Origin of the sequence: Janthinobacterium sp. 78 (assembly GCF_003096775.1) — a bacterium.
GTDB classification, from domain to species: domain Bacteria; phylum Pseudomonadota; class Gammaproteobacteria; order Burkholderiales; family Burkholderiaceae_D; genus Janthinobacterium; species Janthinobacterium tructae.
Window position 1 is genome coordinate 495,787 of sequence record NZ_QENT01000001.1, and the last position, 13,283, is coordinate 509,069.

Sequence of the window (13,283 nt, forward strand, 5' to 3'; positions counted from 1 at the left end):
CGTACCGGTCCGCACCGTACGGGCCCCAGTCACACACCAATATTTAAAGGGAAACCATGAAATCGGTATTTCAATTGATCGCCACGCTCGCATGTGCCGTGGCCCTGACCGCCTGCGGCGCCGCCGCAAACACGGAAAAGCCGGTCGTGCTCGACCCGAATACGCAAGTGAAAGAACTGCTCATTACCAATCCGGTGGTCGGCACCGGCACGGAGGCGGCAGCGGGCGATACCCTGGATGTGCTCTACACGGGCTGGCTGTATGACGCGAGCAAGCCGGACAACAAGGGCAAGCAGTTCGAGACAAACATGTCTGGCCCGGCTTTGCCTTTCCAGCTGGGCAAGGGTCTCGTGATCCTGGGATGGGACCGCGGCCTGGTCGGCATGAAGGTGGGCGGCACCCGCATCCTGTCCATTCCGTATGACCTCGGTTATGGCAAGGTGGGCAAGCCAACGGCGATTCCCGGCTACGCGGGCTTGCTGTTTGAAGTCAAGCTGATCGGCGTGACGAAAAAGTAAGCACACGCAAGGCAGCTGATATCAGGGGCGATTCCACGGAATCGCCCTTTTTGCTTTGCGGGCCCTGTCTGCGTCAGGCTGGCGCCAGTTCCTGGAAGTAATACGAGGCGCCGCCCAGATCGGCCGGCGCGTCATATTGCAGCACCTGCGTGCGGCGCAGCGCCACGGGGGCGCTGAAGGCGGGGCCATCGTAGACGAAGGTGTGGAATTCGCCGTTTTCGCCGCAGGCGTCGACGCCGGGCGGCAGGTCGGCGAGGAAGGAAGCGTCGAACTCGCGCCCGCAAAATTCGCGTGGCAGGTGCTGGCCATTGATGCACACGACGATGGCCTTGAAGCCGGCGGCGAGAAATTCGTCGACCAGCGCGCGCCGCGCTTCGCCCCACAGGGGCAGATGTGCCGTCAGGCCGGCCGCGGCGCAGACTTTTTCTTCCCAGTCGCGGTGCGGCTGCAGGTCGATGTCGCCAAACAGGGCGTGCGCTATGCCATCGTCTTTCGCTGCGCGCAGCATGGTGATGAATTGTTCCTCGTAGCTGGCCCAACTGGCGTGATAGCGCTGCAGGCGCGCCCCCAGGCTGGCTGCCTGCGCTTCGAGCAATTCCGGCGGCACGCCGTGCGAGCGCGATTTGCGGCCATCTTCATCCATGGCCGTGATCAGCAGCGGCACGCGCATGCCGGCGTTGCGCGCGCGCCACAGGGCCAGGCAGGAATCCTTGCCGCCGCTCCAGGAAATGAGGGCCGTCGTCATGCTGCCGCCTGCGCCGCGCGCAGCATGTCGACGTGCTGTATGCCGTCTTCGTCGTAGGGCGCGCTGACGGTGACAAAGCCGAACGACTGGTAGAAGCGCTCCAGGTAGTGCTGCGCACCGATGCGAATGGCGTGGCCAGGATGCTGGCGTTCGGCACGCGCGATGCCCTCAAGCAGCAGTTGCTTGCCGGCGCCCGTGCTGCGCGCCTCGGGCGCCGTCAGCACGCGGCCCAGCGACATTTCCACGTACTTGGCGCCGGGCGCCAGCACGCGCAGGTAGGCGGCCAGCCGGCGCTGGCCATCGACCGTTTGCCAGCCCAGCAAGTGCATGGCTTGCTGGTCATGGCCATCGAGGTCCGGGTAAATGCACTGCTGTTCGATGACGAACACGCGCTGGCGCAAGGCCAGCACCTGGTACAAAGCGTGGGGGCCGAGTGCGTCGAAGGTTTGCCATTGCCAGGTGATCATCGCTGTTCCAGGTTGTCAGGGAAAAGCGCCATTTTAAAGCGGCAGATGAAAAAAAACCGCGCTGCCTTTCGGGCAGCGTGGCTTTTGATGTGTAAACCTCTGGCTTACCGCGCCTGACAGAAGCGTAGCGAGCGGCAGTGATTTGTGGCCGAGAAGCGCAACCGTGCTGGAGCACGGTGAGCATCGCCGGCCGCAAAGCGCGACGCGCAGTAGCTTATGTCAGGTGCCATCATACGATGGTCAGGGTAACGTCGATGTTGCCGCGCGTGGCGTTCGAGTAAGGGCACACGATGTGGGCGGCGGCGACCAGCGCTTCGGCGGCGGCGCGCTCCATGCCCGGCAGCGAAATTTTCAGCTCCACTTCGATGCCGAAGCCCGTGTCGATGGCGCCGATGCCGACGTTGCCTTCAATGGACAGGTCTGCCGGCAAGGCGATCTTGTCGCGGCCACCGACGAATTTCATGGCGCCGATGAAGCAGGCCGAGTAGCCGGCGGCGAACAGTTGTTCCGGATTGGTGCCCACTGCGCCATTGCCGCCCAGTTCTTTCGGCGTGGTCAGCTTGACGTCCAGCACATTGTCGGACGACACGGCACGGCCTTCGCGGCCTCCGGTGGCGGTGGCTTGTGCGCGGTACAGGACTTGTTTGATCGACATGGTGGTTTCCTTGAGTAAATTAAATAGTTAACGACTAAATAGTGTGCTACTTGTTTCATGGGCTAGTGCCCCAGGATGCCCGTCTGCAGAAGCGATTGCCGGCGTCCATGTGCTCAATATATATCGTGCACTATTTAATTGCAAGCGATTTTATTTTCGGGCGACGCATATTTGTGCTTTATTTTCTTGCCTTTGTCGCCAGTATTGCCCTTCCGTCGCATAATGGCCACCGTCGCCGGGGGCGATGGTTATGCTGGGCCCACTTCACACCCCAAGGAAAAAATCATGACTAGCCTCTTCTTTATCCTGCGCATCACCTTGGCCACGATGCTCACTTACATCATCGCCATGGCGATTCTGGTCGAGAATTTTCTGCGCTATATCTTCGGGCATACGGAAGGCTTTTTTGTCATCGTCGGCGCGCTGCTGGCCAGCGCCGTCATCACGAATGCGTTTTCGCATGTGCGGCGCGTGCGCCTGATCGCCGGCACCGTCAATGCCGGCACGCTGTCGAGCCGCCAGCGGCGCCAGATCGAGATCCCGTTCGAGGCGGGCGAGGTATTCGACATGATCGACGCGGCCATCCGCGAACTGCCGGGCAGCGAAGTGGTCGAAAGCGCGCGCGACAGCCTGCAGGTGCAGGCTAGAGTGCGCCGCGCGGCGCCGTACACGCACACGGGCTTGCCCCGCATGCGTCTGCTGGGTTTTCTGGAGCCGCGGCCGAACCAGATCCTCGCCACCGTTACGCCAAATGGCGAGGCGGGCAGCGTGACCCTGATCTGCGAGCCGGCGCGCAATGCCTGGACCGACTGGTTCCTCGTCGACCATGGCAGCAACCTGGAAAACGCGGAAGCGGTGACCCGGGCGATGACGCGCCGCGTGGCGCAGCGCCGCCGCGGCGAGCAGGCCGAGGCACGTCAGACGGTGACGGAAAAGGAACTCACGGTGGCCAAGCTGAGCCTGCTGCATGCGCAGGTCGAGCCGCACTTCCTGTACAACACCCTGGCCAGCGCGCAGCTGCTCACGCGCAGCGACCCCGTGCGCGCCGACGAGATGCTGGGCAATCTGATTTTGTACCTGCGCCATTCGCTGCCGCGCACGGAGCAAGCCATGTCGACCCTGGGCACGGAGCTGGAACGGGCGCGCGCCTACCTCGATATTTTGAAAATCCGCATGGGCGCACGCCTGAACCTGCAGATTGAGGTACCACAATACCTGCGCCAGGCAGAGCTGCCGCCGATGATGCTGCAAACCCTGGTGGAAAACGCCATCAAGCATGGCCTGGAGCCGAAGAGCGGCGGCGGCACCATCTGGATCATGGCGCGCAGCGGCGATGGCACGGTGATCGTCACGGTGGCCGACGACGGCAAGGGTTTCAGCGACGACGGCGCCGGTACGGGCATTGGTTTACGCAATGTGCGCGAACGCCTGCGCCTGACCTACGGCAATGCCGCCGCGTTTGCCATAGTCGCCAATTTCCCCGATGGTGTGACGGCCACCATCACGGTGCCTGACAGCACGGCGCAAGGAGTGTCGTATGGATGAAACCTTGAGCGGCATGACCTGCGTCATCGCCGAAGATGAAAGCCTGCTGCGCGATGCGCTGGTGGCCCTGCTGACCGAAGAGTGGCCGTCACTGCGCATCGTCGCCGCCTGCGACGACGGCGGCACGGCGCTCGACGCCATCGCCACCCTGCGACCCGACGTTGCCTTCCTGGATATCCGCATGCCGGGTTTGACGGGGCTGGAAGTGGCCGCTGGCGCGCTCGACGCCAGCCCCGCCACCCAGGTGGTGTTCGTCACCGCCTACGACCAGTACGCGATCGATGCCTTCGACAAGGGCGCCGTCGATTACTTGTTGAAACCCATCGCCCGCGAGCGCCTGCAAGCGACCTTGCAGCGCCTGCAGGCGCGGGCCGGCAAGGGAACGGTGGGCGACGGCGCGCTGGCTGGCTTGCTGCAGCAATTGAGCCGCGCCTTGCCGGCGGCGGCCAAGTCGCCGCCGCTGGTGTGGCTGACGGCCAGCAGCGGCAAGGATACGCGCCTGATCATGGTGGAAGACATCGCCTACTTTCAGTCCGATACCAAGTACACGGCCGTCATGACGGCGGACGGTGAGGCGCTGCTGCGCAAGCCGATCCGCGAACTGCTCGACGTGCTCGATCCGGCCATTTTCAAGCAGATTCACCGTTCCACCATCGTCAACATGAAGATGGTGGCGTCGGTCACGCGCGACGAAGTGGGACGCGGTGTGTTGCGCCTGAAAACGCGGCCGGAAACCCTGGCCGTGAGCCAGCCGTTCATGGCCTTGTTCCGGAATATGTAGCGCTGCTAAAGCCGGGGTCAGACCCTCAACACCGCTAACGCCAGGCTCACCGTCAACGTGGACGGGGGGCTGACCCCAGAATTACTCCGCGGTCTCAAAACCTTCAAGCACATTGACGACATTGATACCCAGTTCCTTCACCGCATAGCCGCCTTCGAGGATGAAGGCGGTGGGCAGGTTCAGATGCGCCAGGCGTTCGCCCACGCGCAGGTAGTCGCCGCTTTGCAGGGCGAAGTGCGACAGCGGGTCGCCGGCGAAGGTGTCGACGCCGAGCGACACCACCAGCGCGTCGGGCGCGTACATATTGATGCGCAGGCAAGCCGTTTCCAGCGCGGCGAACCAGCTGGCGGTGGTGCTGCCGGCCGGCAGCGGCAGGTTGACGTTGTAGCCGAGCCCCGCGCCGCTGCCCGTTTCATCGGCGTGGCCCAGGTAAAACGGATATTCGCTGCGCGGGTCGGCGTGGATCGAGGCGAACAGCACGTCGCTGCGCGCATAGAAAATGCTCTGCGTGCCGTTGCCGTGGTGATAGTCGATGTCGAGGATGGCGACCTTGCTGGCGCCGTCGTCGAGCAGGTGCTGCGCGGCCAGGGCCGCGTTGTTCAGAAAACAGTAGCCGCCAAAGAAATCGCTGCCCGCATGGTGGCCCGGCGGGCGCGTCAGGGCGAACGTGGCGCGTTCTCCCAGGCGCAGCGCATGCGCCGCGTTGACGGCGCAGTCGGCGCCCGTCTTGGCCGCCGTCCATGTGCCGGCCGTCAGCGGCGTGCCATTGTCCATCGAATACAGGCCCAGCTTGGCCGTGAAGTCGTCCGGTTCGATATCGCTGCGCAAGGTGCGCACGGGCCACACGGATGGCAAGGCATCCTTGTTGGCATTGTCCGGGTCGAGCGCCAGCCAGTCGTGCCAGGCGTGGCGCAGGAAGTGCAGGTAACGGGGCGTGTGGATGCGCTCCAGCGACGTCAGTGGTACACCGTGCGGCGTGACGATGCGGCCCAGGTTGCGCCGTCCCAGTTCGGCCACCACCATGTCGGCCCGTTCGGGCGTCTCGAAGCAGGGTACCATGGTGCCGCGAAATAGCTCGAAGCGGCCCCGGTGCTGGCTGTGCAATTCATTGTAGAAGGTCAGCATCGGGGCGTTTTGTGCAAGGTCAGGTGTGCGAGCACAGGGTGCTGGCGCGGTAGGCGGCGACGAAATCGTCGAAGCTGCCGGCGGGCGCCGCTTCCATGGCGCGCTGCTCGGCCAGCGAGCTGGCGGCCATCGCGTCGAAATACGCGCTTTGTTCCTTGCTTGCTGGCTGCGCGCGGAAGTAGGCGGCGTGGCGTTCGCTCTGGCGCAGGCCGAAGGCGGCAAACGAACCGCCGTTGGCGCGCAGCTCGGCCAAGACCTTGGCCGATGGCGTCGTGTCCGGGTCGGCCAGTTTGACGGCTTGCGCCGCCAGGCTGTCCGCGTGCTGCGTGCCACCGTGGCGCGCGTCGAGCAGCGCTGCCACGGGCGCGATGCGCGCCAGCAATTGCTCGCCCCACGCCTGCAAGCTGATTTCCTCGCCATCGCGGTGCAGGGTCAGGCCCGGCGTGCGGCCTTCCTTGACGGTACGCGCAAAATTGTGCGTGTAGCAGGCGCTTTGCTCGGCAGAAATCGGCGCACTGTCGTCGAGCGCGCAGAACAGCAAAAACGCGTCGAGGAAGCGGCCCGTTTCCAGGCTGATGCCGACCGGTTCGAACGGGTCGACATCCATGCAGCGCACTTCGATGTATTGCACGCCGCGCAGGCACAGGGCCTGGATCGGGCGCTCGCCCGTGCGGATCACGCGCTTCGGGCGGATGGTCGAATAGTATTCATTTTCGATCTGCAGCACATTGGTGGACAATTGAATCCACTCGCCATCCTTCTTCGTGCCCAGCGCCGCATACGGCGGATACGGATCGTTGACGGCATGCGTGAGGGCGCTGACGTAGTCTTCGAGGCTGTTTTCGTGCGGGCGCAGACCCGACTGGGCATCGTTCTGGTAGCCGAGGTCGCTCATGCGCAGGCTGGTGGCATACGGCAGGAACAGGGTGTCGTCGGACAAGGTGTCGAGCTTGTGCGCGCGGCCGCGCAGGAAACCGGCCGACAGCGCCGGCGAAGCGCCGAACAGGTACATCAGCAGCCAGCTGTAGCGGCGGAAATTGCGGATCGTCGCCAGATAGCTTTCCGACTGCACGTCTTTCGGCGAGGCAGCTGCCTGCGTCGGGCTGGCGCTGGTGTCCGGGTTGCTGGCGAGCACTTGCCACAGCTGTTCGTCGAGCGAATAGTTGTAATGGATGCCGGCGATGCATTGCATGGCCTTGCCGTAGCGCAAGGCCAAGCCGCGCCGGTAGACGTGCTTGAGCATGCCCATGTTCGAGCTGCCGTAGTTGGCGATTTCAATTTGTGCTTCGGGCGGCAACTGGCAGGGCATCGACTGGCTCCACAGCAACTCGTCACCGAGGCGGCTGTAGGCGTGGCGGTGCACGGTATCCAGCTTGCTTAATGTCGTGGCGATGTCGCTTTCGGCCGGGGTGATGAATTCGAGCAGCGCTTCGGCGTAGTCGGTGGTGATTTCAGGGTGCGTCAGTGCCGAGCCCAGGGCGGCGGGGTGGGGCGTGGAAGCCAGATGGCCGGCAGGGTCGACGCGCAGGGTTTCACGCTCGATGCCGCGCAAGCCGCCCAGCAGCGCGCGGTTGGCATCTTCGGTCAGCAATGCCAGGCGGCGAGTCAACAGGTTGGGCAATTTGAGCTTCCTTTCTTGTGCAGCATATAAATAATTTGTGCTGAGATTAACCGAATTTTGGCAAATGCGTCGGCGCCGGCCCAAAAAACGCCGCGTCGCCAGCATCCGCCCCGGGCAAGAAGGGCGGCGCTTCGGTCAGGAATGCGCTTGATATTTTAACAAACTGCGGGGGGATCTGGCGCGCCGCCGGGTCAAGCTTTGCGCAGATGGCGGTCAGCCCAGGCGGGCGCCGCTGACGCGCTCGATGCCGGCCAGGTCGCGCCAGCTCTGTACTTTGCTGTAGCCGGCGTCGGCCAGCAAGCCGCGCACGGATACGGCCTGGTCGTAGCCGTGCTCCAGCAGCAGCCAGGCGCCCGATGCCAGGTGGCGCCCGGCGCCGGAGACGATGGTGCGCAGGGCCGACAGGCCGTCCGCGTGGTCGGTCAGCGCACCGGCCGGCTCGAAGCGCAAATCGCCTTCGGCCAGGTGGCGGTCGCCGCTGGCGATGTAGGGGGGATTGGAGACGATCAGGTCGAATTTTTCCGTGCCCAGCGCTTCGAACCAGTCGCTGGCCATGAAGGTGATGTTGACGCCGTTGGCGCTGGCGTTGCGGCGCGCCACGGCCAGGGCCGTGCTGCTGACGTCCAGGGCCGTGACGACGGCGTCGGGCCGCGTGTACGCCAGCGCGACGGCGATGGCGCCGCTGCCCGTGCCCATGTCGAGCACCCGTCCGCCGGGCGGCAGGCGATCGAGCGCCAGTTCCACCAGCACTTCCGTGTCGGGGCGGGGAATCAGCACAGCGTCGTTGACTTCAAATGGCAGGCCGAAGAATTCGCGTTGGCCAACGATGTAGGCGATCGGTTCGCCTTGCAGGCGGCGCGCCAGCAAGCCTGACAGGCGTTCGGTTTCATCGGAAGTGAGCACGCGCTCCGATTGCGTGATCAGCGAGACGCGCGACAAGCCCAGCGCGTGGCCCAGCAGGATGCGGTTGTCGAGCGGATCGAGCAGCGGACGGATTTGCAGCGCGCCGACAGTGCTGCCGGCGGGGATCAGTGTTTCTGGCATGGTGCTTTCAATTATTTCTGACGGCGCAGCAAGGTCCACAGCAGGCCGATGGCGAAGATGGCGAACCAGATGAACGCCCATTGCGGGATCGACAGGCCGAAAAACGGCTCGCCGGCGTTTTCGCAGGCGCCATATGATTCAAACATGAACGGCATGAGTTCAGCCGTGAAGATCTTGTTCAGCGCCGTTTCCACCGGGTCGATGCCGCACGAGAAGCCGGGGTTGGCCAGTACGTACAAATGCTTGGCGCCCACGCCCAGGCCACCCAGGGCCGCCAAGACACCGATGCCGGCGCCGATTTTCGGTTTGTTTGCCGCCGCGCCAGCCAGGCAGGCGATGCCGATGGCGAGGAACAGGTAGCGCTGGATCACGCACAGCGGGCACGGCGCCATGTGCATGGCATGCTGCAAATACATGGCCACGCCCAGCATCAGGAAACACAGGGCGGCGATCAACAGGAGGACGGTGCGTGAATTTTTCATGGGCGACACGGTGAAGTGGATGGAATCGAGCTGGTCATTTTCGCACAAGGCCGGATTTTTATTGCTTAGCCGCTACTTAAACCCAAAGGCAGAATCTGGGGTCGGACCCTCAGGGTCCGACCCCGGCCCTTGCGTGGGTTACTTAATCGCCCAGCGCTGCCAGCAGCTCCGCCTGGTGCTCTGCCGCCAGCGCATTCGTCAAGTCCGTCAAATCCCCATCCATGATGAAGTCCAGCTTGTACAAGGTCAGATTGATGCGGTGGTCCGTCAGGCGGCCCTGCGGGAAGTTATAGGTGCGGATGCGCTCGCTGCGGTCGCCCGAGCCGATCAGGCTCTTGCGCGTGGCCGCTTCCTTCGACTGCTGCTCGCGCAGCTGCACGTCCTTGATGCGCGCGGCCAGCACTTTCATCGCTTGCGCCTTGTTCTTGTGCTGGCTGCGGTCATCCTGGCATTCCACCACGATACCGGTCGGCAAGTGGGTGATGCGCACGGCCGAATCGGTCTTGTTGATGTGCTGTCCGCCCGCGCCCGAGGCGCGGTAGGTGTCGATGCGCAGGTCGGCCGGGTTGATGTTGACGTCTTCCACTTCATCGGCCTCCGGCATCACCGCCACCGTGCAGGCGGACGTGTGGATGCGGCCCTGCGTTTCCGTGGCCGGCACGCGCTGCACGCGGTGGCCGCCCGACTCGAATTTCAGCTTCGAATACGCACCATTGCCGACCACGCGCACGATCACTTCGCGGTAGCCGCCCAGGTCGGAGTCGGACGACGACACGAGTTCCACCTGCCAGCGGTTGCGTTCGGCAAAGCGCGAATACATGCGCAATAAATCGCCGGCGAACAGCGCCGATTCATCACCGCCCGTGCCGGCGCGAATTTCCAGGAAGATATTGCGCTCGTCGTTGACATCCTTCGGCAGCAGCATGGTTTGCAATTCGCGTTCCAGGCGCGCCATGGTGGCTTTCGCCGCCTCGATCTCTTCCTGCGCGAATTCCTTCATGTCCGGGTCGCCCAGCATCTCTTGCGCCGTGGAGATATCGTTGCCCGCTTCCTGGTAGCAATGGTACAGCGCCACCAGCGGGCCCAGTTCGGCGTGCTCGCGCGTCATCTTGCGGTAGCTGTCCATGTTCGACGTGGCGTCCGGGTGCATCAACAGTTCGTCGAGTTCGACCAGGCGGTTCGCCAGTTGATCGAGTTTGCCCAGCATGGATGGTTTCATAGCGATTCGCGGTAAAAGAGTGTAGGGATGGTGCGGGTCCGGCAGACCCGGCAGGCGGGCAGGGGTAGCCGCGCGCGGGCGGCCAGCGGGGCTGCGCTAACGGCGGGGGCGGAACAGTTTTGGCAGCAGGGTGACCAGTTGCTTGCGCTCGTCGCCTTGCGCCTGGTGCAGCGCCTGCTGCGGGCCGTGCAGGAACTTGGCCGTCAAGCCTTTCGACAGCGCTTCGAGCACGGCGTCGATGTCGGCGCCCTTGGCCAGCATCTTGCGCGCCCGTTCCACTTCCATCAGGCGCAGCGCTTCGCTGTTTTCATGCAAATGCTGGATGACGGGCACCATGGCGCGGTCGTCGACCCAGCTCATGAACGATTGCACGCGCGTCTCGATGATGGTCTCGGCTTGCGCCACGGCCGCTTGCCGGCTTTCCAGGCCCGTCTGCACGACCTTGCCCAGGTCGTCGACCGTGTACAGGAAGACGTCGTTCAGGCGGCCCACTTCCGATTCGATGTCGCGCGGCACGGCCAGGTCGACCATGAACATCGGTTTGTGGCGGCGCGCCTTGATGGCGCGCTCGACCAGGCCCAGGCCCAGCAGCGGTAACGAGGACGCCGTGCACGAGATGACGATGTCGAACTGGTGCAACATTTCTGGCAAGTCCGCCAGGCGGATGGCCTTGCCGTTGAAGCGGTGCGCCAGTTCCTCGCCCCGTTCCATGGTGCGGTTGGCAATCGTGATGCTTTTCGGATTTTGCGCGGCAAAGTGGGTGGCGCACAATTCGATCATTTCGCCGGCGCCGATGAACAGCACGTTTTGCTCGGCGATCTTGTCGAAGATGCGCTGCGACAGGCGCACGGCGGCGGCCGCCATGGAAACGCTGTGGGCGCCGATTTCCGTGCTGCTGCGCACTTCCTTGGCGACCGAAAAACTGCGCTGGAACAACTGGTGCAGATACGTGCCCAGGCCGCCCGCCTCGTCGGCCGTGCGGATGGCGTCCTTGATCTGCCCCAGGATCTGCGTTTCGCCCAGCACCATCGAATCGAGCCCGGAGGCGACGCGGAAGGTATGGCGCACGGCATCGTGCTGCGGCAGCATATACAAGTGGGGGCGCAGCTCGCTGTAGTTGAGCTGGTGATAATCGGCCAGGAAATGCGCGCCCGCGTCGAGCGGGTTCGGCACATGGCTGGCCGCATACAATTCCGTGCGGTTGCAGGTCGAGAGGATGGCCGCTTCGTCGTTGTCGCGCAGGTCGATGCGCTGGAACCAGGTGCGCGCCGCCATCACCGCCGAACCCAAGTGCTCAGGCGCAAACGCCAGCTGTTCGCGGAGCGACACTGGGGCGGTGGTATGGTTGAGGCCGACGGCGAGCAGTTGCATTTCAGGGCTGTTGGGAATTCTTATGCCGACATTATAACGCCTTGTGCCCGCTCTTTGAGCAGTTCGCCCGTTTTCGTCCGGATGCGTGGGCGTCACCCGCCCAGTTTTTCCAGGCGATAGCCATAACTGTAGACGGGCACGAGGCGGTAGCCGTGTTCCGGTTTCAGCTGCAGTTTGTTGCGCACGCGCGAGACGTGGGTATCCATGGTGCGCGAGGGCAGGGCCGTGTCGCGCTGCCACACGGCTTCGTGGATGTAGGCGCGCGACAGGGGACGGCCCATGTTGCGGAAAAACAGCAGCGCCAGGGCGAATTCCTTGTGCGTCACGTCCAGCACTTCGCCATCCTTCAGCAGGCGGCCGGGGCGGGTTTCAAACGTGTAATGACCAAATTGCAAATACTCGGCGCCATTCTGCGACGGGTAGGCCACGCGCAGCAGCGCCTGGGTGCGTAAAGTCAGTTCGCTGCGCCGCAGGGGCTTGATCATGTAGTCGTCGGCACCGGCCGTCATGCCGGCCACCACATCGTCTTCGCCCGAGCTGTTGGTCATAAACAACACGGGCGCCTTCGGCGCCAGTTTTTCCCGGGCACGGCGCAGTACTTCCGCGCCATCCAGATCGCTCACATGCCAGTCAAGGATGAGCATGTCGCAACTGTCCTTGCGCAGTTGCCCCAGCATTTCCTTACCACTCTGAAACTCGTGGCAAGCGTGGCCGGCGGCGGTGAGCACCTGGCAGATCAGTTCTGCCTGACTATGGTCGCTATCGAGTACGGCAATTCGCATAATGGGCTGGAGTGTGTAGCAACAAACAGACGGTCCGCTCTGCTTATCGTAATGTTAAGGAATGCTCAAGTGAAATATAACAGAGATTGCAACTGTGTCCAGTGAAATCGGTGGCCACATTCTTTACGTTACACTTGTTCATCTACCCTCACCGCGGAGAAATGGCAATGACAGACAAGAGCAGTACCGATTGGACTCTGATACCGGCCAGTCATGCCGAAATCGAGCAAGTGCGCGAGCGTTGCCGGCGCCTGGTGCAGCGGCGTGCCGTGATGTCGGCGGGCGCCTCGGCCATTCCCATTCCCGGTATCGACCTGATGTCCGATGTCGGCCTGTTTTCCATGCTGATCAACGATATCAACCACGAATTCGGTCTGACGCCCGAGCAGATCGAGCGCCTCAACCCGCAGTTCAAGATGATGGCCTACCGCGCGGCGGTGGGCATGGGCGGCATGCTGGTGGGAAAGCTGGTGTCGCGCGAACTGATCCTCCAGCTGCTCAAGCGCAGTGGTGTCAAGATTGCCACCAAGCAGGTGGCGCGCTTCGTGCCGTTCGCCGGGCAGGTGGTGGCGGCAGCCATCGGCTACGCCGTGTTCCGCCAGATCGGCAACCAGCACGTGAATGCCTGCGCCGCGGTGGCGCAGGAATTGCTCACGGTCAGGCCGGAGTAAAGACCTTAAGCGTCCGGCAGCACCACGTTGACGTCGAGTACCTCCAGGTTGCCCTGGCGGTCCAGCGAGATCTTGATGTCGTCGGCATTGACCTTGGTGTACTTGGAAATGACGGCGATCAATTCCTTGTGCAGGGCGGGCAGGAAGTCCGGACCACCGCGGCCGCTGCGTTCGCGGGCGATGATGATCTGCAGGCGTTCCTTGGCGGCGGTCGCCGTCTTCGGCTTGGGGGGGAACAGGAAAGAAAGCAAGGCCAT

Annotated in this window: 15 protein-coding genes; 4 read left to right on the top strand and 11 right to left on the bottom strand. The window is 63.5% G+C overall.

Translation table 11 applies throughout. The annotated features are described in order from the left end of the window. Positions 1-56 precede the first annotated feature (56 nt). Positions 57-518, top strand: a complete 462-nt coding sequence (locus C8C92_RS02125) for an FKBP-type peptidyl-prolyl cis-trans isomerase (RefSeq protein WP_099761100.1) — start codon at positions 57-59, stop codon at positions 516-518. Positions 519-591: 73 nt separating this feature from the next. On the opposite strand, the gene C8C92_RS02130 is transcribed toward C8C92_RS02125, so the two are convergent. The 3 genes from C8C92_RS02130 to C8C92_RS02140 form a co-directional block, all read right to left on the bottom strand. Then, on the bottom strand, positions 592-1,263 hold the full coding sequence (locus C8C92_RS02130; RefSeq protein ID WP_116742905.1) for a diphthine--ammonia ligase: 672 nt from the start codon (positions 1,261-1,263) through the stop codon (positions 592-594). Further along, a complete protein-coding gene (locus tag C8C92_RS02135) occupies positions 1,260-1,730 on the bottom strand; it encodes a GNAT family N-acetyltransferase (protein WP_116742906.1) in 471 nt (156 codons plus the stop codon). The genes C8C92_RS02130 and C8C92_RS02135 overlap by 4 nt, the downstream gene beginning before the upstream one ends. 229 nt (positions 1,731-1,959) lie before the next feature. Next, positions 1,960-2,385 (bottom strand): organic hydroperoxide resistance protein, encoded by a 426-nt coding sequence (locus C8C92_RS02140; protein ID WP_035823589.1) that lies wholly within the window; start codon positions 2,383-2,385, stop codon positions 1,960-1,962. A 285-nt stretch (positions 2,386-2,670) separates the two neighbouring features. Here C8C92_RS02140 and C8C92_RS02145 point away from each other — a divergent pair, with 285 nt between their 5' ends. Continuing rightward, entirely contained in the window at positions 2,671-3,930 is a 1,260-nt protein-coding gene (locus tag C8C92_RS02145; protein ID WP_099761097.1) for a histidine kinase, read from the top strand. Further along, positions 3,923-4,711 (top strand): LytTR family DNA-binding domain-containing protein, encoded by a 789-nt coding sequence (locus C8C92_RS02150; RefSeq protein WP_243420087.1) that lies wholly within the window; start codon positions 3,923-3,925, stop codon positions 4,709-4,711. The genes C8C92_RS02145 and C8C92_RS02150 overlap by 8 nt, the downstream gene beginning before the upstream one ends. Positions 4,712-4,792: 81 nt before the next feature. Here C8C92_RS02150 and C8C92_RS02155 read toward each other — a convergent pair whose 3' ends face one another. The 7 genes from C8C92_RS02155 to C8C92_RS02185 all read right to left on the bottom strand — a co-directional run bounded on the left by C8C92_RS02155 (position 4,793) and on the right by C8C92_RS02185 (position 12,355). Continuing rightward, positions 4,793-5,836, bottom strand: a complete 1,044-nt coding sequence (locus C8C92_RS02155) for a histone deacetylase family protein (protein WP_116742907.1) — start codon at positions 5,834-5,836, stop codon at positions 4,793-4,795. A 19-nt stretch (positions 5,837-5,855) separates the two neighbouring features. Next, positions 5,856-7,457 carry a glutamate--cysteine ligase gene (gene gshA / locus C8C92_RS02160; RefSeq protein WP_116742908.1) on the bottom strand — a complete coding sequence of 534 codons (1,602 nt, stop codon included), beginning with the start codon at positions 7,455-7,457 and terminating at the stop codon, positions 5,856-5,858. Between the two features lie 213 nt (positions 7,458-7,670). After that, on the bottom strand, positions 7,671-8,501 hold the full coding sequence (gene prmC, locus C8C92_RS02165; RefSeq protein WP_116742909.1) for a peptide chain release factor N(5)-glutamine methyltransferase: 831 nt from the start codon (positions 8,499-8,501) through the stop codon (positions 7,671-7,673). An 11-nt stretch (positions 8,502-8,512) separates the two neighbouring features. After that, positions 8,513-8,983 (bottom strand): disulfide bond formation protein B, encoded by a 471-nt coding sequence (locus tag C8C92_RS02170; RefSeq protein WP_099764338.1) that lies wholly within the window; start codon positions 8,981-8,983, stop codon positions 8,513-8,515. Positions 8,984-9,125: 142 nt separating this feature from the next. Next, on the bottom strand, positions 9,126-10,202 hold the full coding sequence (gene prfA / locus C8C92_RS02175) for a peptide chain release factor 1 (RefSeq protein WP_116742910.1): 1,077 nt from the start codon (positions 10,200-10,202) through the stop codon (positions 9,126-9,128). A gap of 96 nt (positions 10,203-10,298) precedes the next feature. Then, on the bottom strand, positions 10,299-11,573 hold the full coding sequence (gene hemA, locus C8C92_RS02180) for a glutamyl-tRNA reductase (RefSeq protein ID WP_116742911.1): 1,275 nt from the start codon (positions 11,571-11,573) through the stop codon (positions 10,299-10,301). A gap of 92 nt (positions 11,574-11,665) precedes the next feature. Beyond that, positions 11,666-12,355, bottom strand: coding sequence for a response regulator transcription factor (locus C8C92_RS02185; RefSeq protein ID WP_099761091.1), 690 nt, complete (start codon positions 12,353-12,355; stop codon positions 11,666-11,668). A 167-nt stretch (positions 12,356-12,522) separates the two neighbouring features. Here C8C92_RS02185 and C8C92_RS02190 point away from each other — a divergent pair, with 167 nt between their 5' ends. Beyond that, positions 12,523-13,026, top strand: a complete 504-nt coding sequence (locus C8C92_RS02190; protein WP_116742912.1) for a hypothetical protein — start codon at positions 12,523-12,525, stop codon at positions 13,024-13,026. Positions 13,027-13,031: 5 nt separating this feature from the next. Here the strand turns inward: C8C92_RS02190 and minE are convergent, their stop codons facing one another. After that, a complete protein-coding gene (minE, locus tag C8C92_RS02195) occupies positions 13,032-13,283 on the bottom strand; it encodes a cell division topological specificity factor MinE (protein WP_071079935.1) in 252 nt (83 codons plus the stop codon).